The 24,242-nt window shown below is 72.1% G+C and carries 19 protein-coding genes; 9 read left to right on the top strand and 10 right to left on the bottom strand.

Translation table 11 applies throughout. The features are described from left to right. Window positions 1–99: 99 nt before the first annotated feature. Window positions 100–390 carry a WXG100 family type VII secretion target gene (locus tag K1X13_RS16225; RefSeq protein WP_221026191.1) on the top strand — a complete coding sequence of 97 codons (291 nt, stop codon included), beginning with the start codon at window positions 100–102 and terminating at the stop codon, window positions 388–390. Between the two features lie 89 nt (window positions 391–479). On the opposite strand, the gene K1X13_RS16220 is transcribed toward K1X13_RS16225, so the two are convergent. Continuing rightward, window positions 480–4,871, bottom strand: coding sequence for an FtsK/SpoIIIE domain-containing protein (locus K1X13_RS16220; RefSeq protein WP_221026190.1), 4,392 nt, complete (start codon window positions 4,869–4,871; stop codon window positions 480–482). A 101-nt stretch (window positions 4,872–4,972) separates the two neighbouring features. Between K1X13_RS16220 and K1X13_RS16215 the strand changes: the two genes are divergently transcribed. Genes K1X13_RS16215 through K1X13_RS16205 form a run of 3 tightly spaced genes read left to right on the top strand, consistent with a single transcriptional unit; the run spans window position 4,973 to window position 8,374 of the window. Continuing rightward, on the top strand, window positions 4,973–5,299 hold the full coding sequence (locus tag K1X13_RS16215) for a hypothetical protein (RefSeq protein ID WP_221026189.1): 327 nt from the start codon (window positions 4,973–4,975) through the stop codon (window positions 5,297–5,299). Between the two features lie 49 nt (window positions 5,300–5,348). Next, the gene (locus K1X13_RS16210) at window positions 5,349–7,820 is read left to right on the top strand and encodes a WXG100 family type VII secretion target (RefSeq protein ID WP_221026188.1); all 2,472 of its coding nucleotides are present in this window, start codon (window positions 5,349–5,351) and stop codon (window positions 7,818–7,820) included. Beyond that, complete coding sequence (locus K1X13_RS16205) at window positions 7,817–8,374, top strand: hypothetical protein (RefSeq protein WP_221026187.1); 558 nt, start codon at window positions 7,817–7,819, stop codon at window positions 8,372–8,374. The genes K1X13_RS16210 and K1X13_RS16205 overlap by 4 nt, the downstream gene beginning before the upstream one ends. Before the next feature lie 48 nt (window positions 8,375–8,422). Here K1X13_RS16205 and K1X13_RS16200 read toward each other — a convergent pair whose 3' ends face one another. The 9 genes from K1X13_RS16200 to K1X13_RS16160 all read right to left on the bottom strand — a co-directional run bounded on the left by K1X13_RS16200 (window position 8,423) and on the right by K1X13_RS16160 (window position 19,399). Further along, window positions 8,423–9,715, bottom strand: a complete 1,293-nt coding sequence (locus tag K1X13_RS16200) for a thymidine phosphorylase (RefSeq protein ID WP_221026186.1) — start codon at window positions 9,713–9,715, stop codon at window positions 8,423–8,425. Window positions 9,716–9,750: 35 nt separating this feature from the next. After that, entirely contained in the window at window positions 9,751–10,947 is a 1,197-nt protein-coding gene (locus K1X13_RS16195) for a cytochrome P450 (RefSeq protein WP_221026185.1), read from the bottom strand. Continuing rightward, window positions 10,910–11,359 (bottom strand): cytidine deaminase, encoded by a 450-nt coding sequence (locus tag K1X13_RS16190; protein ID WP_308249597.1) that lies wholly within the window; start codon window positions 11,357–11,359, stop codon window positions 10,910–10,912. The genes K1X13_RS16195 and K1X13_RS16190 overlap by 38 nt, the downstream gene beginning before the upstream one ends. A 4-nt stretch (window positions 11,360–11,363) precedes the next feature. Next, window positions 11,364–12,617, bottom strand: a complete 1,254-nt coding sequence (locus K1X13_RS16185; RefSeq protein ID WP_221026184.1) for an ABC transporter permease — start codon at window positions 12,615–12,617, stop codon at window positions 11,364–11,366. After that, entirely contained in the window at window positions 12,614–13,708 is a 1,095-nt protein-coding gene (locus K1X13_RS16180) for an ABC transporter permease (RefSeq protein ID WP_221026183.1), read from the bottom strand. Before K1X13_RS16180 ends, K1X13_RS16185 begins: the two co-directional genes overlap by 4 nt. After that, window positions 13,705–15,240, bottom strand: coding sequence for an ABC transporter ATP-binding protein (locus tag K1X13_RS16175; RefSeq protein WP_221026182.1), 1,536 nt, complete (start codon window positions 15,238–15,240; stop codon window positions 13,705–13,707). The genes K1X13_RS16180 and K1X13_RS16175 overlap by 4 nt, the downstream gene beginning before the upstream one ends. A gap of 126 nt (window positions 15,241–15,366) precedes the next feature. Then, on the bottom strand, window positions 15,367–16,425 hold the full coding sequence (locus tag K1X13_RS16170) for a BMP family lipoprotein (protein ID WP_225915321.1): 1,059 nt from the start codon (window positions 16,423–16,425) through the stop codon (window positions 15,367–15,369). Between the two features lie 117 nt (window positions 16,426–16,542). Beyond that, window positions 16,543–17,748, bottom strand: coding sequence for an amidohydrolase (locus tag K1X13_RS16165; protein ID WP_221026180.1), 1,206 nt, complete (start codon window positions 17,746–17,748; stop codon window positions 16,543–16,545). 43 nt (window positions 17,749–17,791) lie between these two features. Beyond that, entirely contained in the window at window positions 17,792–19,399 is a 1,608-nt protein-coding gene (locus K1X13_RS16160; protein WP_221026179.1) for an acyl-CoA mutase large subunit family protein, read from the bottom strand. A gap of 79 nt (window positions 19,400–19,478) precedes the next feature. Here K1X13_RS16160 and K1X13_RS16155 point away from each other — a divergent pair, with 79 nt between their 5' ends. From K1X13_RS16155 to K1X13_RS16135, 5 genes are all read left to right on the top strand, one after another. Then, window positions 19,479–20,603, top strand: coding sequence for a glycosyltransferase family 4 protein (locus tag K1X13_RS16155; RefSeq protein ID WP_221026178.1), 1,125 nt, complete (start codon window positions 19,479–19,481; stop codon window positions 20,601–20,603). 278 nt (window positions 20,604–20,881) lie between these two features. Beyond that, window positions 20,882–21,259 carry a succinate dehydrogenase, cytochrome b556 subunit gene (gene sdhC, locus K1X13_RS16150; RefSeq protein ID WP_221026177.1) on the top strand — a complete coding sequence of 126 codons (378 nt, stop codon included), beginning with the start codon at window positions 20,882–20,884 and terminating at the stop codon, window positions 21,257–21,259. Between the two features lie 2 nt (window positions 21,260–21,261). Continuing rightward, complete coding sequence (locus tag K1X13_RS16145; protein ID WP_221026176.1) at window positions 21,262–21,708, top strand: succinate dehydrogenase hydrophobic membrane anchor subunit; 447 nt, start codon at window positions 21,262–21,264, stop codon at window positions 21,706–21,708. A 13-nt stretch (window positions 21,709–21,721) separates the two neighbouring features. After that, window positions 21,722–23,467, top strand: a complete 1,746-nt coding sequence (gene sdhA / locus K1X13_RS16140; RefSeq protein ID WP_221026175.1) for a succinate dehydrogenase flavoprotein subunit — start codon at window positions 21,722–21,724, stop codon at window positions 23,465–23,467. Next, window positions 23,467–24,168, top strand: coding sequence for a succinate dehydrogenase iron-sulfur subunit (locus K1X13_RS16135; RefSeq protein WP_221026174.1), 702 nt, complete (start codon window positions 23,467–23,469; stop codon window positions 24,166–24,168). The genes sdhA and K1X13_RS16135 overlap by 1 nt, the downstream gene beginning before the upstream one ends. Window positions 24,169–24,242: the final 74 nt, after the last annotated feature.

The raw sequence follows: 24,242 nt of genomic DNA, 5'->3' as shown, positions 1-24,242 counted from the left end.
GGCTTGTCGCGGCGGACCGGTCGGTTCCGAAGGTCCCGGATGTCGGACTAGGATGCGGGCCAAGGCCGTCAAGGCACCATGATCGAAGGAGAGGCATTCATGGCCCACGGGGACCAGAAGATCGGTATTGACGACATTCTCGCGACGGCGGACATGATCGACCGCACCGTCGCCACGCTGCAGGAGGCGCAGAACACCGCGAACACCAAGTCCACGGACCTGGTCGCCGGCGCGTGGCAGACCCCTGGTGCCTCCCAGACCTTCCACACCAAGTGGAACGAGTGGAACGACGGCATGACCAAGATGATGAACGTCGGCCCGGAGTTCTCGCAGTGGCTGCGCAACTACGCGCGCGACGCCGAGGGCCTGGACCAGGCCTACTCCAAGTAGCGCCCGGCAGTACCCGGAACGTCCCGAAGGGCGGCCCCTCCTCACGGAGGTGCCGCCCTTCGGCGTCCGTGCCCGGGTCCCGGACCTGCTCAGACCAGGGGCACCTGCACCGTGTCCTGTCCCCCGGCGGCGTCGACCAGCAGCCCCCGGCCGGGGTGCATCCGCGCCATCAGCGAGCTGCGCAGCAGCCGCAGGCTGTAGATGTCCCCGTCGCTCATGCTCTGCGGGGAGAGCAGCAGGCCCTGCCGGGCCTTGCGCAGCTCGTACACCCAGCCGCCGTACCCGCTGCCGATCTCCGCGGTCGACCCGGCGACCACGAGCCGCCAGCCCTTGCCGCGGGCCTGCTGCACCAGCGCGAGCAGCGCGGGCGCGAGCGGCCCCTCCTTGAGCAGCTCGGCGTCATCGACGACGACGAGCGTGCCCGCCTCCAGCTCCCGGAGCCGGTCGACGAGCTCCTCCTGCGCGAGCCCGTCGGTGCGCAGGCCCGCACCGTGCAGGTCGAGGTCGCGCCACAGCGCGTTGTCGACCGGGCAGAGCCCGAGCACCGGTCGCCCGGCGTCGAGCGCGGCGCGGACGGCGAAGCGCAGCAGGTTCGTGCGCCCGGACTTCGGCGGTCCGGCCACCAGCGCGACCGGGGTCGCGGACAGGTCGAGTCCCAGCGGCCGGAGGTCGTCGCCGCCCACGCCGAGCGGGGTCCACCCCGGCGTCGCGGCGGCGACCGCCTCGCCCACCCGGGCGCGCAGCGCGTCGTCGAGCGGCAGCGAGGAGGGGAGCTCCTCGAGCCGGAAGGGCCGCAGCCCCGCGGGGGTCGCGGCGTCGCGCTCCGCGTGGCGGCGGGCGATCGCGCGCACGGCGTCGTTCTGGCCGGGGCCGGAGAGGTCCGCGGCGAGCACGGCGACCTGCCCCTCCACGACGGGGTCGGGGGTGAGCGCGCGCCCGTCGGGCAGGGTGTCCGGCACCTCGCGGGTGGGCACGCCGACCACGCTGTAGTCGCCGCGGTCGGCGAGCCGCAGCACCACCCGGTTCTCCACCAGCGTCGACATCCGGCCGGTGACCAGCGACCGGTCGCCGGACACCACCAGGTGCACGCCCACGGAGGTGCCGTCGCGCAGCAGCCGCATCACCTGCTCGGTCATCCGGCCGCCGTCCACCTCGCCGAGGCTGTAGGTGAAGCCGTCCCAGCGGTCGAGCAGGAACACGACGTACGGCGGCCGCTCCCCCTCGGGCAGGGTCGCCCGGAGCTCCGCGAGGTCGGCGAACCCGCCGCGGCCGAGCCGGTCCTGCCGCTCCTCGACCAGCGCCACGAGCCGCGCGAGCAGCCGGTCTGCCCGCTCGACCTGGGTGCGGGTGACCACCGCACCGGTGTGCGGCAGCTCGCCGAGCCCGAGCAGCGCGCCGTTGCCGCAGTCGAGGCCGTAGAGGTGCAGGTCCCGGACCGCGACCTCGTCGGCCAGCGCCCCGGCGAGGGTGCGCAGCGCGGTGGAGCGGCCGCTGCGGGGGCCGCCGATCACGTAGAGGTGGCCGTCGCGGCCGAGGGTGAAGGTGCGGCTGCGCTGCTCCTGGAGGGCGGGCAGGTCCTCGAGCATCCAGGCCGCCGCGGCGGGCTCGACCGAGGCACCGGCGGCGGCGCCGTGCCGAGCCGCCGGCGCGGGCAGGTCCTCGCGGAGCACCACCGCGGGCAGCGCGTCGAGCCACGGGCGGTGCTGCGCAGGGACGCCCAGCGCGCGGCTCGTGGTGCCGATCGCGTCCACGAGCGCCGCCAGGTCGGTGTCGGCCTCGTCGGTCTGCTCGACCCGTTCCTGCGGCCGCACCGGCGCCGGCCGGCCCACCGCGGACCACGGCACCGGCCAGGCCAGGGGCGCCGGCGCGGCCCGGTCCCCCGTGTCGGCGTCGGGGCTGCGTCCGCCCACCCGGCCGCTCTGGAACGGCATCAGGGTCGAGGCCCCGCTGCGGGCGAAGGCCCGGCCCGGGGTCCCCTTGTGGATGCGGGCGGCGTCGGGGGCGTCCACGACGTCGCGGCTGTCGTTCTCGTCGGTCACCCGGAGGGCGATCCGCAGATTGGTGTTGGAGCGGATCTCCGCGGACACCACGCCGCTGGGCCGCTGGGTCGCCAGGACCAGGTGGATGCCCAGCGACCGGCCGCGCTGGGCGATGCCGACCAGGCCCTGCACGAAGTCGGGCAGCTCGGCGGCGAGCCCGGCGAACTCGTCGATGACCAGGACCAGCCGCGGGATCGCCGGAAGCTCGGGCCGGGTGCGCTGCAGAGCCCAGTAGTCCTCGAGGTCCTTGGCCCCGGGGCCGGCGAGCAGGTGCTCGCGCCGCTTGAGCTCGGCGCCGAGGGAGACCAGGGCCCGGCTGACCAGGTGCGCGTCGAGGTCGGTGACCATGCCGACCGTGTGCGGCAGCCGGGCGCAGTCCTTGAACGCCGAGCCGCCCTTGTAGTCGACGAGCACGAAGGTCAGCTCGTCGGGACGGTTCGCCACCGCCAGCGACGCGACGAGGGTCTGGAGGAGCTCGGACTTTCCGGCGCCGGTGGTGCCGGCGACCAGGGCGTGCGGGCCGTCGCGCCGCAGGTCCACGCGGAACGGCCCGTCGTACCCGGCGCCGACCACCACGTCCGTCGTACGCCCCCGGGTCCAGCGCGCGCCGATGCCCTCGGGGGTGGGCGGGTCGAGGTCGATCAGCTCGAGCAGCCGCGCCGACGACGGGATGCCCGCGGCCTCCTCCTCGGGGGTGGTGTCGCGCAGCGGGGAGACCGCCCTGGCCACGGTCTCGCACCAGGGCGGCTCGACGAGGTCGGGCACGATGTCGGCGGTGTGCTCCGACGAGGTCTCCTCGATCCGGACCCTTCCGGCCTCGCAGACCACGACCGCCCGGCACTCCTCGGGCAGCTGGCGGACCTCGTCGTCGAGGCAGAGCACCCGCACCCCGACGCCGGGGCCGCGGCGGAGCAGGTCGACCACGGCCGGCAGCGTGCGCAGCCGGCGGGCCCCGTCGAGGACCACGAGCACGTCCGGGACCGGGCGCACCTTGTCGCGCACCAGCTCGGTGCGGGCGTCGACCAGCGCGGCCAGCTCGGCCAGCCGGCGGCCGACCGAGTCCTGCTCGGTGCCGAGCAGGACGGTGTCGGCGTCGACCCGGGCGTGCGGCAGCCACCGGACCCAGCCCCACCCGGACTCGCCGTGCTGGTCGCTGAGGACCGTCACCCGGACGTCACGCGGGCTGTGCAGCAGGGCGACCTGCGCCACCAGCCAGTGTGCGAGCGGCTCACGGGTGTCGTCCTCGCCGGCGAGACCGACCACGCCCAGCCGGGTCAGGTCGAGCCAGGCCGGCACCCCGGCGAGGCGCCGCGCCGGCGCGGCCTCCGCGGTCTTGGAACGGCGCTCCTCCACGGTCACGGTGGCCGGCAGGTCGGTCAGCCCGACCCGCACGCGCAGGTAGTCGGGGTCGGAGGCCCGGCGTTCCCACAGCCGCGGCCCGGGGCCGATCGCCTGGCCGAGCAGGGTCGCCGGGTCGGGGCCGGTCTCCCGGCGCTCGGACCGCTCCGCCTCCAGGGCGCGGTCCACGCGCTCGGTGACCGAGGCCAGCTCCTCGTCGTGCTCCTTCTGCCGGGCCAGCAGGTCCTTGCGGCCCGCCCGCCGGTCGCTGACGAAGTTGGCGATGGCCATCAGCGGGGAGAACAGCGCGAACAGCAGGTACCGAGGTCCAAAGAACAGCGCCATCGGCACCGCGAGCAGCATCGGCGCGAACACCATCACCCACGGCATCGGCCGCTTGCGGACCTCGGGCACCGGGTCGGGGAGGTGGAACGAGCGCTCGCGCTGCGGCGGCAGCAGCCGCGGCGGACGGTTGAAGTCGACCAGCGCCTCGTCGGCATCGGTCGTGACGTCGGCGGTCACGTCGCTCACCTCGGCCCGCGCCAGCACGGTGTCACCGACGAAGACGTACGCGCCGACCGGCCACGGGGTCCGCTCCCCCAGCGCGGCGAGGGCTGCGCCGTCGTCGATCCGGGCCCCGAGCGCGTCCGGCGCGGTGACCGCGACCGACCCGTCCGGGGCGACGGACACGGTCAACGCGTCGGAGGGCAGCCGCAGGTCCGGCAGCGACCAGCCCGGCCCACCGCAGCCGACGACCGTGTCACCGAGGGGCAGCCGGTGGATGCGGCCGGCGCCCGGACCCGACACCACCCGGAGCTCGGCCACCCCGTGCGGCACCTCACGAGCCACCAGGTCGGCGGGCTCGAAGAGGGACACCACGCAGCCGTGCCGGACCCCGACGACCCCGACGGGGCGGTCGGGCTCCACCGCGACGCCGTCCACCCACAGCGGCACGCGCCGGGCGAAGCCGCTGTGCACCCGGTCGCCGAGCAGCTCGGTCAGCGGCTGGACCAGGTCGCCCACCGGCTGGGCCGGGTCCAGGTCGACCAGGGAGTCCACCGCGCACCCGGTCCGGCCGTCGACCACCGTCAGGCTCAGCCGCACCGCTCCACCCCGTCCTCGTCCGCTCCGCAGGAGCGCCAGTATGCCGTCCAACCCCGTCCGGAGGGAGGCAGGATGCCCCGTTCGCCCGATAAGGTGTGGCCATGCGTGCGAGTGGGGAGTCCGGCGGCGGAGGCGGCATCGTCCTGGACGCGTCCACGGCGGAGACCATCCGCAGCCGGTTCGACGACCTCGCCGCGGAGTTCCGCAACACCCGCACCCCCCTGGCCGCGCACTACCGCGGCATGACCGAGGGGTGCGGCGAGCTGGCCGGGTCGATCGAGAGCGGGGCGTCGAAATTCCTGCTGTCGTGGAACGACGTCTTCGACGTCTGCTCGACCGAGGCGGCCCTGATCGCGGGCAACGTGAACAACTTCGCGATCGACCTCGAGGCGCTCGACAGCGACGCCAGGACCAGCATCGTCCTGTAGGCGCGCGGCACGCGGACGGACACACCGACAGGCTGGGGGCCCGGTAGCAGTGAGCGACCACTTCACACTCGACGTCGACCCGTCGCGGCTCCGCGCCGTCGCCGCACAGCTCGACGAGCTGTCCGCGCACGTGCGGACCAAGGCCGGCCGGGTCTCCGCGACACCCGCCGAGATCGGGGACCGCTGGCAGGGCCGGGCGGCGGCCTCGGTCAAGCAGAACATGTCCGCGCTCGGTGCGCAGATGGACCGCTACGACGAGAGGTTCCACCAGGCGGCGACCGCGCTGCGCGGGCTCGCCGGGGAGTACGAGCACGCGCTCGAGGTCGAGGTCCCCGAGCTGAACCGCCGGTACGCCGCGGCCCAGACCGACTACGACACCGCGGTGGGGCGCGCCGACGGCGAGCACCGGGCGGCCACCGGCGACCTGAGCGGCCCCGGCACGCGTGCGGTGCGGGCCGAGCTGGACCAGGTCCGCAGCCTCGCCGTGAGCGGCGCCTACGAGGACCGGCGGCAGGCCTGGCACACGCTCGAGGTCGACTTCGGCCATTACAAGGAGCTGCTGCGCCAGAAGACCCGCGCCACCTCCGACGCCCTGGCATCGGCGGTGGTGGTCGACGTCAGCGACGCGCAGGTCGAGGAGTTCCGCCGGCGCTCCGCGGAGGCGGGCCGTCCGAGCCCGATGAGCATCGGCGCCCTCGAGCGCTTCGACGACACCGTCTTCACCCTCGCCGGGGACGCGCGGTACGCCGCCGACGGCCGGGAGGCCGCCGAGCAGCTCGGGGAGATCCTCCGCGAGGGAGGCCGCTCCGAGGACGAGATCGCGGAGTACGTCGCGTTGCTCGAGACGTCGAGCCCGGCCTTCCGGAAGGCCTTCGCCGAGGCCCTCGACCCGGCCGAGCTCGTCGAGCTCCAGTTCTCCGCCCACTTCATCACCGGCGACGACACCACCGGCCAGGGTGAGATCGTCACCGCGGTCGCGCGGATCCTGGCCCTGGGGTCGAACGCCGACGTGCAGGGCGACTACCCGGTCGACCCCGGCGTGTACGACAAGCTCCTCGACGCGTACGCCGGCTGGGGCACCAGCGAGGGCGAGGGGCTCATGCTCCTCGCCGAGGTCGTGCACGCGGGCCAGGGTGGCACCGCCACCTGGGACCCCGCCGTCCTCACCCGCGTCGGCGACGCCGTCCTCGCCTTCGAGCGGGAGCAGGTCGGGGCCTACGGCGACTGGGGCTGGAGCCAGGTCAACCACGGCTGGCGCCCGGTCACCGAGCCCGGCCTCCGGGACTACGGGGACTCGAACCTGATGGACCCGCTGGCGATGGTGCTCGACTCCATGCACCACGACCCGGTGGCCGCGCAGGACTTCCTCACCCAGGACGCCGCGGCCGACACCGGCAAGCTGCACTACCTCTACGACCGCACCGCGGGCCAGTACTTCGACGCCTTCGGCTACAGCCTCGGCGGCCTCCTCGACTCGGCCACCACGTTCGTCGGCGCCGGAGGGCCCGGCAGCCGCGACCACGTCTCGGCCGAGATCGCCAACGACCTGGTCACCTGGGTGGCGGACCACCCGGACCGCTGGCGGGTGACCATGGACCAGGACGTGGTCGACATCCTGACCCGGTTCATGCCGGCGGTGAACCACCCCGGCTCCACGATGGCTCCGGTGATCGAGGGGGACCCGGACGCGCCGTACTCCTGGCAGCGCCTGACCCTGCCGAACCTCGAGGCCGACGACCTGTCGACGGTCATGCAGCTGGCCTTCGGCCTGGACTACTACAGCGACGAGGGCCGCCCGCAGTTCCAGCAGTTCAGCGCGGTCCAGGCGGCCGCCCTGCGCTCCGACTTCATGGAGGTGGCCGCGCTGCACGGCCTCGACGAGGGACACCTCGAGACGCTCGCCGCCGAGCAGGGCGAGCTCAAGCAGCGCACCATCGACTGGCTCACCGAGTCGATGAAGGCGCAGGGTGCCGAGGCGGACGAGGCCAACGAGGCCGCCCGTGAGGCCGCCGACTTCGTCGGGGGCCTGCTCACCGACCAGATCCCGGTCTCCAAGCTCGGCGGGCCCGCGGGCAGCGTGGCCGGCGCCGGCGTCGAGGGCATCAAGAACTGGGCCCTCGACCAGTGGCTGCCGCTGACCGACCACCAGGGCGAGATGCAGGCCGAGGGGCACGCCGAGGCGATCAAGAACCGGATCCACGGCCCCGACACCTACCTGAACTGGCTCGACGAGGCGGGGCTGCTCGGCGGGGACGCCGACGTGGAGCGCTACGCGGCGCAGAACCCCGACCGGGCGAGCTTCACCGTCGTCGGCGACGACGGCCGGCGACACATGATGGACGTCTCCCGGATGCGGTCCGAGGCGCTCGCGGCCGCCGCGGAGCAGGACTGGGACTCCCCGGCGACCCAGCGCTGGGAGGACTTCATGCGCTACTACCAGACCGAGGGCGAGCCGTTCCTCTCCGACCACGACATCAACAGCAACTTCCAGCTCGGCACGCTGGTGGAGGACTCCCAGTGACCCGTACCCCGCTGATCGCGCTGCTCCCGGTCCTCGCCATGCTCGCCGGGTGCAGCGAGGGGGCCGAGTGCACCGCGTTCACGGGGCAGGAGCAGACGATCGCGGTCGAGCACGCCTTCGGCCTGGCGTCGGACGACGACCCCGCCGAGGAGGCGACGGGCACCGCGACCACGGCGCTCGACGACCTGGTCGGCGACGGCGAGGACGGCTTCGGCACCGTGCTCACGGTCTTCGACTCCAAGGCGTCCGCCGCCGACGAGGCGGGCCTGCACGCGAACGCCGTGATCCTCGCGCAGGTGCAGCGCACCGGCAGCGGCCCCACGATGATGGACGTGACCCGGTCGTTGCCCACGACGACCGTCGACCTCGCCGGGGAGCAGGTCCGACGGGCCCGGCTCACCACCACCGACGACGTCGTCTACACCGTGTGGACCCTGCCCGGCGAGGAGCGCTCCCTCGACGTGGTGCTCGCGCAGAGCAAGGACTCGGCGGCCGAGGAGGACCTCGCGGACGAGGTCCCCGGCCTGGTCTCCCTCGGCGGCTGCGACGGCTGAGCCGCCACCGGCGAGGACGCCGCGCCCAGCCGGCCCTCGCCCGGTCCGTCAGCCGGCGGCGACCCGGTCCAGCACCAGCGGGGTCGGGGCGTACGACGCACCGTCGCCGATGTCGTAGCCGCCGTCCAGGCTGTCGAGCGCCCGCTCGAACCGCTCCGGCTCGTCGGTGTGCAGCGTCAGCAGCGGTTGCCCCTCGGTGACCGTGTCCCCGGGCTTGGCGTGCATCTCCACGCCCGCCCCGGCCTGCACCGGGTCCTCCTTGCGGGCCCGTCCCGCGCCGAGACGCCAGGCCGCGAGGCCCACCGCCATCGCGTCGAGCCGGGTGAGCGTGCCGGTGGCGGGGGCGGTGACCACGTGGGTCTCCTGCGCGGTGGGCAGGGGTGCCTCGGGGTCGCCGCCCTGCGCCCGGACCATCCGCCGCCACGTGTCCATCGCGGACCCGTCGGCGAGCCGGTCGGCCGGGTCCACCCCGGTCACCCCGGCCTCGGTGAGCATCTCGCGGGCCAGGGCCAGGGTCAGCTCGACCACGTCGGCGGGGCCTCCCCCGGCGAGCACGTCGACGGACTCGCGGACCTCGAGCGCGTTGCCGGCCGTGCGGCCCAGCGGTGTGGACATGTCGGTGAGCAGCGCGACGGTGCGGACGCCGGCGTCGGTGCCGATCGCGACCATCGTCTCTGCCAGCTCGCGGGCGCGGTCGAGGTCTTTCATGAAGGCACCGCTGCCGACCTTCACGTCGAGCACCAGCGCGCCGGTGCCCTCGGCGATCTTCTTGCTCATGATCGAGCTCGCGATCAGCGGGATCGCCTCGACGGTGGCGGTCACGTCGCGCAGCGCGTACAGCTTCTTGTCGGCGGGGGCCAGCCCGGCGCCGGCCGCGCAGATGACGGCACCGACGTCCTCGAGCTGGCGCATCATCTCGTCGTTGCCGAGGTCCGCGCGCCAGCCGGGGATCGACTCGAGCTTGTCCAGGGTGCCGCCGGTGTGCCCGAGGCCGCGGCCCGACAGCTGCGGGACCGCCACGCCGCAGGCGGCGACGAGCGGGGCGAGGGGCAGGGTGATCTTGTCGCCGACGCCCCCGGTGGAGTGCTTGTCGGCCGTGGGCCGCGAGAGCGCCGAGAAGTCCATCCGCTCCCCCGACGCGATCATCGCCCGGGTCCAGCGGGCCACCTCGCGCCGGTTCATCCCGTTCAGCAGGATCGCCATCGCCAGCGCGGCCATCTGCTCGTCGGCGACCGCACCGCGGGTGTAGGCGTCGATCACCCAGTCGATCTGCGCGTCGCCGAGCTCGCCGCCGTCGCGCTTGGCGGTGATCACCTCGACGGCGTCGTGCCGCTCTGCCATGGTTCCTCTTCTCTGTCCGGTGGTGCCCGAAGTGGTCAGGAGCCTACGCGCACCCGTGTGTGGCCCCGCAGCACGAAGGTCCCGCGCGGGACGGGGTCCTCGACCAGCCGCAGGCCGGGCAGCCGGGACCAGAGCAGGCCGACGGACTCGACGAGCTCCATCCGGGCCAGCGGCGCGCCGAGGCAGAAGTGCAGCCCCGCCCCGAAGGCCAGGTGCGGGTTGGGGTCGCGGGTGGTCAGGAAGGTGTCGGGGTCGTCGAAGACCGCGGGGTCGCGGTTCGCGGCGCCGAGCAGCACCGCGACCTTCTGCCCCCGCTCGACGGTGACCCCGCCGACGGTCACGTCGGCGGTGGCGGTGCGCTCGAACAGCTGGAGGGCCGAGTCGAAGCGGAGCATCTCCTCTACGCACAGGTCGACGCGGGCCGGGTCGGGGCGCAGGCCGCGCCGGAGCATCGCGACGAGGCCGTTGCCGAAGACGTTGACCGACGCCTCGTGCCCGGCGTTCAGCAGCAGTACGGCGGACGCGACCACCTCGTCCTCGGTCAGCCGCGCGGGAGTCCCGTCTCCGGAGGGTGCGCGCGCCGCGACCAGGTCGCTGACCAGGTCGTCGCGCGGGGACGCGGCACGCTCCCGCGCGAGCTCGCGCACCGTCGCGGCGAACTCCTCGGCGGCCCGGACTGCGGCGTCCTCGACCTCGCGGGTCGGCTCGACCTCGTACATCCGCACGATCGCCTGTGACCAGGCCCGCAGCCGCGGCGCGAGATCGGTGGGGACGCCGAGCAGCTCGGCGACGACCAGCACGGGCAGCGGCTCGGCGTACTCCCCCACCACGTCGAACCCCGCGGGGTCGACCCGGTCGAGGAGGCCGGCGGCGAGCTCGCGCACCCGGGGCCGCAGCCGCTCGACGTGGCCGCGGGCGAACGCCCCCGCGACGAGCCGGCGCAGCCGGGTGTGGACGGGCGGCTCGTTCTCCATCATCTGGTTGCGGTGCAGCAGGTTGAACGGCTCGAGCCGGTCACGCGGCTCCCGGTCGGTCCACAGCCGCCCGAACCGGCGGTCCCGGAGCACCGCGCTGACGCCGGCGTGGTCGAAGACCAGCCAGCTGCCGCCGGGCTCGTACCAGGCGACCGGGTGCCGCAGCCGCTCCTCGGCGAAGAACGGGTAGGGGTCCGCGACGACCTCGGGCGCGGTCAGGTCAATCCGGGTCGACGGCGGCATCGGCCCGGCGCGCATGCGGATGGTCGGCGTACTCGGTCAGCGCGGCAGGCCCGAACGCGTCGGGCAGCACCGCGTCCATGCGGCGCACCCCCGACACCGTGAGCAGCAGCAGGTCGGGTCCGCCGTGCTCGAAGAGCAGCTGCCGGCAGCGCCCGCACGGCATCAGCACGTCACCGTCCCCGTTGACGCACACGAAGTGGGTCAGCCGGCCGCCGCCGCTCGCGTGCAGCGCGGAGACGAGGCCGCACTCGGCGCAGAGGCCGACGCCGTACGCCGCGTTCTCCACGTTGCAGCCGGTCACCACGCGCCCGTCGTCGACGAGGGCGGCGGCGCCGACCGGGAACCCGGAGTACGGCGCGTAGGCATGCCCCATCGCGGCGGCCGCCTGTGCGCGCAGCGCCGCCCAGTCGAACGACGAGTCGTCCACGGCGCTAACCGGCCTCGCCCCGTCGGTACCGCTGTCCGTCCGCCGCGGGCATCCGGAGCTGTTGGGAGGCCAGCGCGAGCACGAGCAGGGTCATGACGTACGGCGTCATCTGGGTGAAGTCACCGGGGATGGTGTCGGTCCGCAGGTACCAGGTCAGGCCCAGGCCACCGACCACGGCCGCCAGCACCGCCGCCAGACGAGCACCACGGATGAGCTGCCACACGGCGATCGCGAGGAGGGCGACGGAGAGGACCAGCAGCAGCGCGTGCACGGACTCGCCGCCGCTGCGCAGCCGCGCCGCGTCGGTGTAGCCGAAGATCAGCGAGCCGGTGAGCAGGCCCGTCGGCCGCCAGTTGCCGAAGATCATCGCCGCGAGGCCGATGTAGCCCCGGCCGCCGGTCTGCCCGTTCTGGTAGCCGGACGAGGCCACCAGCGCGAGGAACGCGCCGCCCATGCCGGCGAGCGCCCCGGACATGGTGACCGCGACGAACTTGTAGCGGTAGACGTTGACGCCGAGGGTCTCCGCGGCCGAGGGCGACTCGCCGCACGAGCGGAGCCGCAGGCCGAACGGGGTCCGCCACAGCAGCCAGCCGGTGCCGAAGATCAGCACGAGCGCCACCAGCGTGAACAGCGACAGCTGCGAGACCACCACGTTGAGCAGGGCGGCCAGGTCGGAGACCAGGAACCAGCCCTTGTCCTCCAGGGACTCGGTCCACCCCGAGAGGCCGGGGACCGAGATCGTCGGCGGACGGTCGAGCGACGGCGACTGGGTCGGGCCGCCACCGGGGAGCCCGGTGAACAGCGCCTCCGCGAGGAAGCTCGCGACGCCCAGGGCGATGATGTTGATCGCCACGCCGGACACGATGTGGTCGACGCCGAAGGTGACCGTGGCGAGCGCGTGCAGCGCGCCGCCCACCGCGCCGAAGACGGCGGCACCGAGCAGGCCGACCCACACGCCGTAGTGGTAGGTGAAGTAACCGGCGCCCAGGGTGCCGAGGATCATCATGCCCTCGAGGCCGATGTTGACCACGCCGGCCCGCTCGGACCAGAGGCCGCCGAGACCGGCGAGGGCGATCGGGATCGCCGCGATCACCGCCGCGCGCAGCGTGCCGCTGGAGGTGATGTCGTCGGCGCCGGTGAAGATCCGGGTGGTGGACAGGGCGATGACGAGCACCGCGAGGTAGATCCAGATCCGGTAGCTCCGGGCAGCGGTGGGCTTGACCAGGGCAGCCGAGGACTCGGGAGCGCTCACGGTCATGCCGTCACCTCCTTCGACGGGCCGGGCGCCTCGAGGGCCTCGGCGACGGCACGTTGCTCGAGCTTGTTGCGGTACCTGCGGACCACCTCGTAGGCGATCACCACGCACAGGACCACGACACCCTGGGTGACGGCGATGATCTCCGGGGAGATGCCGGCGAGGATGCCGAGGGGATTCGCCTGCTCGCTGAGGTAGGCGAAGATCAGCGCACCCGCGGCGATGCCGAGCGGGTGGTTGCGGCCGAGCAGCGCGACCGCGATGCCGGCGAAGCCGATCCCGGTCTGGATGGTCGAGCCGTAGTTGTGGGAGACGCCGAAGAGGTTGGGCATGCCGATCAGGCCGGCCACCGCGCCGGAGAGCAGCATGGAGTAGATCACCATCCGCTTGACGTCGACACCGCTGGCCACGGCCGCGCTCTCCGAATGGCCGGTGGCCCGCAGGTCGAAGCCGAACCGGGTGCGGTTGAGCAGCACGGAGAAGCCGATGCCGGCCAGGACGGCGAGGAACACGAGGCCGTACATGTCGGTGACGGAGTCGGGGAACAGCGAGATGCCGGGGATCCAGCCCGACTGCGGCACTGTGTCGGTGACGATGGTCTGCCCCTCGCGGCTGCCGACCTTGCGCAGGAGGTAGGCCACCAGGGACACCGCGATCGCGTTGAGCATGATCGTCGAGATCACCTCGGAGACGCCCCGGGTGACCCGCAGCAGCGCGGCGATCCCGGCCCAGGCGGCACCGGCGAGCATCGCGACCAGGATCGTGGCCACGGTGTTCAGGTAGCCCGGCAGGAACGCCTGCGCCGCGAAGTAGGCGGCCACGAAGGTGGCGACGCGGTACTGCCCCTCGACACCGATGTTGAACAGGTTCATCCGGAAGCCGATGGCGGCGGCGAGGCCGGAGAGGTAGAGCACCGAGGCCTCGTTGATGATGTTGACCAGGCTGCGGTTCTCCGGCCAGGCCAGCATCGTCTCCCAGAACGCGGCGGGGTCGTCTCCGGCCGCGACCAGCACCAGGCTGGTGATGATGCCGGCGACCACCAGGGCGAGGACCGGGGCGGCCAGGGCCAGCCCGGCCCGTTGCAGTGTCTTCATGCTTCCTCCCCGGCGGTCTTCGCGCCGGTCATCGCCGCACCGAGCTGCTGCGGCGTCACGGTCTGCGGGTCGTAGTCGGCGACGATCCGCCCGCGCAGGATCACCTTGAGGCTGTCGGAGAGGCCGATCAGCTCGTCGAGGTCGGCCGAGATCAGCAGCACCGCGAGCCCCCGGCGGCGCGCCTCACGGATGTGGTCCCAGATCGCGGCCTGCGCGCCGACGTCGACGCCGCGGGTCGGGTGGGAGGCGATGAGCAGCTTCGGGTCGCCGCTCATCTCGCGGCCGACGATGAACTTCTGCTGGTTGCCGCCCGAGAGGGCGCGGGCGGTGGTGTCGATGCCGGGGGTACGGACGTCGTACTCGTGGACGATCCGCTGCGCGTCGATGCGCGCCCCCGCCTTGTCGACCCAGCCGCCCTTGACGCTGGGCTTGCGGGTCTGGTGGCCCAGGATGCGGTTCTCCCACAGCGGCGCGTCGAGCAGCAGGCCGTGGCGGTGCCGGTCCTCGGGGATGTAGCCGACCCCGGACTCGCGTCGCTGCCGGGTGCCCCACGAGGTGACGTCCTGGTCGGAGAGCTCCACGACCCCGCGGGTCGGGCGGACCATGCCGACCACGGCCTCGACGAGCTCGGTCTGGCCGTTGCCCTCGACTCCGGCGATGCCGAGGACCTCGCCGGCGTGGATCGTGAGGTTGATGTCGGAGAGGACGGTGCGTCCCTGGGCGTCGTCGACCTGGAGGTCGCGGACCTCGAGGACCTCGCGGTCGGTGACCGTGGACTCCGCGGTGCTGGGACTGGGGAGCTCCTCCCCCACCATCAGCTCGGCGAGCTGGTGCTGGGTCACGTCGGCCGGCTTCACGCTGGTCACCGTGGTCCCGCGGCGCAGGACGGTGATGTCGTCGGCGATCGCACGGACCTCGTCGAGCTTGTGGGAGATGAACAGCAGGGTGTTGCCCTGGCTCTTGAGCTCGCGCAGGTTCTCGAAGAGCGCGTCGACCTCCTGCGGCACCAGGACCGCGGTCGGCTCGTCGAGGATGATGATCTTCGCGCCGCGGTAGAGCACCTTGAGGATCTCGACCCGCTGGCGCTCGCCGACACCGAGGTCCTCGACGAGCTCGTCGGGGTCGAGGCCGAAGCCGTAGGCGTCGGAGATCCGCCGGATCTCGGTGCGGGCGGCGTCGCCGATGCCGTGCAGCTTCTCGGCGCCGAGCACCACGTTCTCGAGGACGGTGAGGTTGTCGGCGAGCTGGAAGTGCTGGAACACCATGCCGATCCCGTGCTTGATCGCGTCGGACGGCGAGGAGAAGTGCACGGTCTCGCCGCCGACGAGGATCTCGCCCTCGTCGGGCTTCTGCACGCCGTACAGGATCTTCATCAGCGTCGACTTGCCCGCGCCGTTCTCGCCGACGAGCGCGTGCACCGTGCCCGGCCGCACCTCGAGCGTGACGTCGTGGTTGGCAACGACGCCCGGGAACCGCTTGCCGACCCCCCGGACGCTGACCGCTGCCGCCGCGGTCGTGGTGGTGTCCGTCATTCCCTCTCCGATCCGTTCCCGCCCCGTCCCCCTGCCGCACCGGCGTCGGCGCAACAGGGGCCACACGAAGAACCCGGGGGAACGCTATCGCGTCCCCCCGGGTCAGTTGTCAGTCGCTGTCCGTGGTCACGGAGCAGTCGGAACCTTGACCTCGCCCGCGATGATCTGGTCCTTGTACTTGTCGATCTGGTCGGTGATGTCGTCGACGAAGCCACCGGAGGTGGAGTAGTCGACGCCGCCGCTCTTCAGGTCGTAGGTGACGAAGCCGGACGGGGCGCTGCCGCCGTCGAACGCCTCGGCGTACTCGAACACCGCGGTGTCGATCCGCTTGAGCATCGAGGTGAGGATGTGCTTCTTCTGCGCCTCGTCGACGGTGAGGTACTGGTCGGAGTCGACGCCGATGGCCCAGTAGCCCTCGCCCGCGGCCTCGACCGCGTCGAACACGCCGAGACCGGACTTGCCGGCGGCGTGGTAGACGATGTCCGCACCGTTGTCGTACATGCCCGTCGCTGCGGTCTCGCCGCCGGCGGGGTTCTCGAAGCCCTGCTGCGGGTCGTCCTGCGACAGGTACTGGGTCTGGATCTCGATCTTCGGGTCGACCGCCTCGACGCCGGCCTTGAAGCCCGCCTCGAACTTCTGGATGAGCGGACCGTTGACACCGCCGACGAAGCCGACGTTCTTGGCCTCGGTCTTCAGCGCGGCCGCGACGCCGACGAGGAACGAGCCCTCGTTCTCGGCGAAGGTGAGGTCCGCGACGTTCTTCTGCTCCTTGATCGCGGTCGCGTAACCGTCGACCACGCCGAAGTTCACGTCGGGGTACTCGGCGGCGACGGTGGCGACGGCCGGCGAGTAGACGAAGCCGACGGCGACGACCGGGTTGAAGCCCGCGTCGGCGAGCAGGCGCAGCCGCTCCTCGCGGTCCGCGTCGTTCTCGCCGGTACCGGCCTCGACCTCTTTGCAGCTGGCGTCGAGGTCGTCGACGGCCTTCTTCAGACCGACGTACGCCGAGTCGTTGAAGGACTGGTCGCCGCGGCCGCCGACGTCGTAGGCGAGGCCGATCTTCGGGCCGTTGCCGGAGGAACCCTCACAGATGTCCTCAGAGCCGGTGGTGCTGCCTGTCTCGTCATTACCGCAGCCGGTCAGCGCAAGAGCGAGAACCGCGGATGCTGCTGCAATCTTGGTCAAACGACGCAAGACGCCTCCTTGATCATGAGCGCCATCTAACCTGGCGCGAACCAAGGGTCACCCTAGTACCCGGTCCGGGGCGTTACGTCCCTTACGACGCGATTCCCGAGCAAGTTGTTATAGCTCGGTGACCAAGGCGTTTCCGGGCGCCAGCGCCTGCATCGCGGCGGCCGCGAGAACCTTCGCGCCGACCGCCACGGCGCCCTCGTCGACGCGCAGGTTGCCCTGGTGCAGGTCGTACGTCGGACCGCCCGGCGTACGGGTGCCGAGACGGCCCATCGCCCCCGGCACGGACTCGAGGTACCACGCGAAGTCCTCGCCGCCGAGGCTCTGCGGCGTGTAGACGTGGCCCTCCTCGCCGAGCACCCGCTCCACCGCGGTCGCGAGCAGGTGCGTGGCGTGCGGCTCGTTGACGACCGGCGGCACGCCGCGGACGTACTCGATCTCGCCGGCGACGCCGTACGGCGCGATGATCTGCGCGATCAGCTCGCGGACCAGGTCCTCGGCGTCGACCCACGCGACCGCGTCGAGCATCCGGACCGTGCCGGCCGCCTCGCCCGAGGACGGGATCACGTTCTTGGCCGAGCCGGAGCGGACCAGGCCCCAGACCAGGCTCACGCCGGCCCGCGGGTCGAGCCGGCGGGACAGCGCGGCGGGGAGCTCGGTGACGAGCTTGCCGAGCGCGTAGGTGAGGTCCTCGGTCAGGTGCGGCCGGGACGTGTGCCCGCCGCGGCCGGTGAGCCGGACGTGCAAGGAGTCCGCGGCGCCGGTGAGCGGCCCCTCGCGCAGGCCGACCACGCCGACGTCGAGGCCCGGGTCGCAGTGCAGCCCGAACACGTGGCCCACGCCGTCGAGCGCACCGGTCGAGATCAGCTCCAGGGCACCGCCGGGCATGACCTCCTCGGCGGGCTGGAAGAGCAGCCGGACCCGGCCCGGGATCGGGGTGCGCGCGTCGAGCGCCCCGAGCGCGAGACCCGCGCCGAGCAGCGCGGCGGTGTGCACGTCGTGGCCGCAGGCGTGCGCGACGCCCGGGACGGTGCTCACCCAGGGGTCGTCGGTGAAGTCCTCCACGGCCAGCGCGTCCAGGTCGGCGCGCAGCGCGACGGTCGGCCCCTCACCGCGCCCGACCTCCGCGATCAGGCCGCTCTTGGGGAGCATCTGGAGCCGGACCCCGGCGTCCTCGAGACGCTTGGCGACCAGCGCCGTGGTCCGGTCCTCCGCCCACGCCAGCTCGGGGTGCGCGTGCAGGTCCCGCCGGATCGCGACGAGCTCGTCGACGTACGGGTCGACGGCAGCGACGGCGGCGGAGACGAAAGGGGACATCCAGACAAGGTTACCTGGACGCCGCCGTCTCGAAGGCGTCCGGCTAGAAGGCGTCCGGCGGGACGTAGGCGCCCCACACCTCGCGCAGCGCGTTGCAGACCTCGCCGACCGTGGCCCGGGCGCGCAGCGCCTCCTTCATCGGGTACAGCACGTTGTCGCTGCCCTCGGCCGCCTTCTTGAGCTCGGCCAGGTGCCGGTCGACGGCATCCTGGTCGCGCTCGGCACGCAGCTTCGCGAGGCGGTCGCACTGCTGCGCCTCGATCGCGGGGTCCACCCGGAGCGGGACGTAGGGCTCCTCCTCGTCCACCTTGTAGCGGTTGACGCCGACCACGACGCGCTCGTCGTGGTCGATCTCCAGGGCGACCCGGTACGCGGACTTCTCGATCTCGTTCTTCTGGAAGCCCGCCTCGATCGCGGAGACCGCTCCCCCGAGCTCCTCGACCTGCGTCATCAGGTTGCGCGCCTCGGCCTCGAGCTGGTCGGTCAGCGACTCGACGGCGTAGGAGCCGGCGAACGGGTCGACGGTCTTGGTCACGTCGGTCTCGTAGGCGATCACCTGCTGGGTCCGCAGCGCGAGCCGGGCGGCCTTCTCCGTCGGGAGCGCGATCGCCTCGTCGTAGGAGTTGGTGTGCAGCGACTGGGTGCCGCCGAGGACCGCGGCCAGCGCCTGCACCGCGACGCGGACCAGGTTCACCTCGGGCTGCTGCGCGGTGAGCTGCACGCCGGCGGTCTGGGTGTGGAAGCGGAGCATCAGCGACTTGGGGTTCTTCGCGCCGAACTCCTCGCGCATCACGTGCGCCCAGATCCGGCGGGCGGCGCGGAACTTCGCGACCTCCTCGAGGATGCTGGTGCGGGAGACGAAGAAGAAGGCCAGCCGCGGCGCGAACTCGTCGACGTCCTGGCCGGAGGCGACCGCGGCGCGGACGTACTCGATGCCGTCGGCGAGGGTGAACGCGATCTCCTGCGCGGGCGTGGCCCCGGCCTCGGCCATGTGGTAGCCGGAGATGGAGATGGTGTTCCACCGCGGGATCTCGGCGCGGCAGTAGCTGAAGATGTCGGTGATCAGCCTGAGCGACTCCTGCGGCGGGAAGATGTAGGTGCCGCGGGCGATGTACTCCTTGAGCAGGTCGTTCTGGATGGTGCCGGTGAGCTGGTCGCCGGAGACGTCCTGCTCCTCCGCGACGAGCTGGTACATCAGCAGCAGCAGCGCGGCGGGGGCGTTGATCGTCATCGACGTGGAGACCTCGCCGAGCGGGATCCCGTCGAAGAGCACGCGCATGTCGTCGATCGAGTCGATCGCGACGCCGACCTTGCCGACCTCGCCGTGGGCGATGGCCGAGTCGGAGTCGTGGCCCATCTGGGTGGGCAGGTCGAAGGCGACCGAGAGTCCGCCGGTGCCGTGCGCGACGAGCTGCTTGTAGCGCTCGTTGGACTCCTTGGCGGTGCCGAAGCCGGCGTACTGGCGCATCGTCCAGGGCCGTCCGGTGTACATGGAGGGGTAGACGCCGCGGGTGTAGGGGAAGTCCCCCGGCTCCCCGAGCTGGGTCGCGGGGTCGAAGCCCGCGAGCGCGTCCGGGCCGTACACCGGCTCGAACGGGAGTCCGGACTCGGTGGTCCCCGGCTGGCGTTCCTGCTTGTCTCCCGCGCTCATGGTCGAAGGTTACGGCGAGTTCACGCCAGGCCGCATCGTGAGATGTCTAACGTTCACCGCCCGCCGCCACGGTGGACCCATGCGCGTCGCCATCGTCACGGAGTCCTTCCTGCCGCAGGTCAACGGGGTCACCAACACCGTCCGGCACGTCGTCGACCGGCTGATCCAGACAGGCCACCAGCCGCTCGTGGTCGCCCCGGGCCCGGGCCTCTCCGACTACCGCGGCGCGCCAGTGGTGCGGGTGCGGTCCATGGGCCTGCCCGGCTACAAGAGCTTCTCGCTCGGCCTGCCCGACCCCGCGGTCGAGCGGGCGCTCGCCGAGTTCCGCCCCGACGTCGTCCACCTCGCCTCCCCGATCCTGCTCGGCGCGGTCGGCCTGCGCGCCGCCCGCCGTCTCGACCTGCCCACGGTCGCGGTCTACCAGACCGACATCGCCGGGTTCGCCCGCCAGTACGGCCTGCACGCCGAGGCCGCCGTCGCCCGCTGGGTCGGCCGGGTCCACCGCCGCTCCACCCGGACCCTCGCCCCGTCACGGTCCTCCCGGGCCCAGCTCGCGGAGATGGGCGTGCACGACGTCCACCTCTGGCGGCGCGGCGTCTCCCTCGACCTGTTCGGCCCCGACCGCCGGCTCCCCGAGCTGCACAGCAGGTGGGCGACCCGGCAGGACAAGGTCGTGGTCGGGTACGTCGGCCGGCTCGCCGCCGAGAAGCAGGTGCGGCGGCTGACCGAGGTCGCGAAGGTCCCAGGCGTCCGCCTCGTGTTGGTCGGCGACGGGCCGGAGCGGCCGTGGCTCGAGCGGCACCTGCCGGACGCCAAGTTCACCGGGATGCTGCGCGGCGACGACCTGGCCCGTGCCTTCGCCTCGCTCGACGTGTTCGTGCACCCCGGCGAGGCGGAGACGTTCTGCCAGACCGTGCAGGAAGCCCAGGCCAGCGGGGTTCCGGTGGTGGCACCCGCCTCGGGTGGCCCGCTCGACCTGGTGGACCCGGGCCGCACCGGGCTGCTCTACGACCCGTCCGACCCCCGCTCGCTGGGTCGTGCGGTGACCTCGCTCGTCGCCGACCCGGCGCTCCGCGGGCGCCTCGCGACCGCCGCACTGGCCGAGGTCCAGGGCCGGACCTGGGCCGGCGTGGTCGACCAGCTCGTCACCCAGCACTACGGCGCGGTCGCCCTCGGCCGCGCCGGCACGCCGCTCGCCGCCTGACCCACGGTGCGCATCGCCCAGCTGGCCAGCTTCGTCGGCCCGGCCTCGGGGGCATGACCGCCGCCCGGACCCGCGCCGAGGACTTCCCCTGGTCGGCTACCGTCGACCACATGCTCGACCTCCACCGGAGGGTGTCGAATACGCAACACGGACGTGCGGTAATTGATCTCACAGCGGTGACCGGTCAGTAACAAATCGGGCGCCGATAGAGTGCTGAAGTTGTCCTGTCATACATCCGGACACTTCGACACAGCAGAGCTTGTTCGAAAGGATTCACCTTGGCCAGCTCACCGGCGGGAACGCTCTACCGAGGCCGCGAGGGGATGTGGTCCTGGGTCGCCCACCGCATCACCGGCGTGACGATCTTCTTCTTCCTCTTCGCCCACGTGATCGACACGGCGATGGTCCGCGTCTCGCCGGAGGCGTACAACACCGCGGTCGAGACCTACAAGACCCCCGTCGTCGGCGTGATGGAGGTCGGGCTGGTCGCCGCGGTCCTGTTCCACGCACTCAACGGCATCCGCATCGTGCTCGTCGACTTCTGGGGCAACGGCCCGCGCTACCAGCGCCAGCTCACCTACGGCGTCATCGGCGTGTTCGTGGTGCTGTTCGTGCCCTTCGTGTGGCGCCACCTGACGAACGTCTTCGGAGGCTGACCATGAGTGCTCCCTCGATCACCTCGATCCCCAAGCCGCGCTCGCCGTACAAGGCCCGCAAGACCGGCAACTTCGAGCTCAACTCGTGGCTGTTCATGCGCGGCTCCGGCCTGCTGCTGGTCGTCCTCGTCTTCGGGCACCTGTTCGTCAACCTGATGGTCGGCAAGGGCGTGCACGCGATCGACTTCGCGTTCGTCGCCGGCAAGTGGGCCAACCCGTTCTGGCAGGTCTGGGACCTCGCGATGCTGTGGCTCGCCGAGCTGCACGGCATGAACGGCCTGCGCACGATCATCAACGACTACGCGACCAAGGACACCACGCGGTTCGTCCTGAAGACGCTGCTCTACTTCTCGGCCCTGATCGTCCTCGTGCTCGGCACGCTGGTGATCTTCACGTTCGACCCGTGCCTCGACCCCGCGTCGACGCTCGAGGTCTGCACCAACAGGTAAGGCGCTGATCAGCATGGTTCAGACCCACAAGTACGACGTCGTCATCGTCGGTGCCGGCGGCGCCGGCATGCGCGCGGCCCTCGAGTCCGGCCAGCGGACGCGCACCGCCGTGCTCACCAAGCTCTACCCGACCCGGTCCCACACCGGCGCGGCCCAGGGCGGCATGTGCGCCGCGCTGGCCAACGTCGAGGAGGACAACTGGGAGTGGCACACCTTCGACACCGTCAAGGGCGGTGACTACCTGGTCGACCAGGACGCCGCCGAGGTGATGGCCAAGGAAGCCATCGACGCGGTGCTCGACCTCGAGAAGATGGGCCTGCCGTTCAACCGCACGGAGGAGGGCCGCATCGACCAGCGGCGCTTCGGCGGACACACGCGCAACCACGGCGAGGCCGCCGTACGCCGCTCCTGCTTCGCCGCGGACCGCACCGGCCACATGATCCTGCAGACGCTCTACCAGCAGTGCATCAAGCACGGCGTGGAGTTCTACAACGAGTTCTACGTGCTCGACCTGCTCACCAAGGAGACGGTCGGCGGAGTCAAGGTCACCGGCGTCGTGGCCTACGAGCTGGCCACCGGCGAGATCCACGTCTTCAACGCCAAGTCGGTCATCTTCGCCACCGGCGGCTTCGGCAAGGTCTTCCGCACCACCTCCAACGCGCACACCCTGACCGGTGACGGCATGGGCATCGTGTGGCGCAAGGGTCTCCCCCTCGAGGACATGGAGTTCTTCCAGTTCCACCCGACCGGCCTCGCCGGGCTCGGCGTGCTGCTCTCCGAGGCGGCCCGCGGTGAGGGCGGCATCCTGCGCAACAGCGAGAACGAGCGCTTCATGGAGCGCTACGCCCCGACCATCAAGGACCTCGCGCCGCGCGACATGGTGGCGCGGGCGATGGCCAACGAGGTGCGCGAGGGCCGCGGCGCCGGACCGGACAAGGCCTACGTCTACCTCGACCTGACGCACCTCCCCAAGGAGCAGATCGACGCGAAGCTGCCCGACATCACGGAGTTCGCGCGCACCTACCTCGGCGTCGAGCCGTACACCGAGATGATCCCGGTGTTCCCCACCGCGCACTACGCGATGGGCGGCGTGCCCACGAACATCAAGGGCGAGGCGCTGGCCGACAACCACACCGTGATCCCCGGGCTGTACGCCGCCGGCGAGGTCGCCTGCGTGTCCGTGCACGGCGCGAACCGCCTCGGCACCAACTCGCTGCTCGACATCAACGTGTTCGGCCGCCGCGCGGGCCTCTACGCCGCCGAGTACGCGATGGGCATCGAGTACGACGAGCTGCCGGAGGACCCCGAGGCGCAGGTCGTGGCGATGATCGAGCAGATGCGCGACGCCGGAGGCTCCGAGCGGGTGGCCGCCATCCGCCAGGAGCTCCAGGCCACGATGGACATCAACGCGCAGGTGTACCGCGACGAGGGCTCGCTGAAGCAGGCGCTGTCCGACATCGAGGGCCTCAAGGCGCGCTACGTCAACGTCTCGGTCCAGGACAAGGGCAAGCGGTTCAACACCGACCTGCTCGAGGCCATCGAGCTCGGCTTCCTGCTCGACCTCGCCGAGGTGCTCGTGGTCTCCGCCCTGGCCCGCAACGAGTCGCGCGGCGGTCACTACCGCGAGGACTACCCGCACCGCGACGACGTGAACTTCATGCGCCACACGATGGCCTACCGGCAGGAGGACGGCTCGATCCGTCTGGACTACAAGCCGGTCGTCGAGACGCGCTACAAGCCGATGGAGCGTAAGTACTGATGGACGTCACGATCAAGATCCTCCGCTACAACCCCGAGGTGTCGGAGGACGCGACCTGGGAGAGCTACCAGGTCACCGCCGAGCCGACCGACCGGGTGCTCGACGCGCTCCACAAGGTCAAGTGGGACCTCGACGGCTCGCTCACCTTCCGCCGCTCCTGCGCCCACGGCGTGTGCGGCTCGGACGCGATGCGGATCAACGGCAAGAACCGGCTGGCCTGCAAGACGCTGATCAAGGACGTCAACCCGTCCAAGCCGATCACCGTCGAGCCGATCAAGGGCCTGCCGGTGCTCAAGGACCTCGTGGTCGACATGGAGCCGTTCTTCGACGCCTACCGCTCGGTGATGCCGTTCCTCGTCACCACCGGCAACGAGCCGACCCGCGAGCGGCTCCAGTCGCAGGCCGACCGGGACCGCTTCGACGACACCACGAAGTGCATCCTGTGCGCCGCCTGCACCACGTCCTGCCCGGTCTACTGGACCGACGGGCAGTACTTCGGGCCGCAGGCCATCGTCGGCGCGCACCGGTTCATCTTCGACAGCCGCGACGAGGGCACCGACCAGCGCCTGGAGATCCTCAACGACAAGGAGGGCGTGTGGCGCTGCCGCACGACCTTCAACTGCACCGAGGCCTGCCCCCGAGGCATCGAGGTGACCAAGGCGATCCAGGAGGTCAAGCGGGCGCTGATCTTCCGCCGCTGACCCCGCACCACTCCCCCGCCGTCCTCGACGGCGACCACGCAGGACCCCGCCTCCGGGCGGGGTCCTCGTGCATT

It is taken from the genome of Nocardioides jiangsuensis, from assembly GCF_019679455.1.
GTDB lineage: Bacteria > Actinomycetota > Actinomycetes > Propionibacteriales > Nocardioidaceae > Nocardioides_C > Nocardioides_C jiangsuensis.
This window is presented reverse-complemented; position numbering and strand designations above follow the sequence as displayed.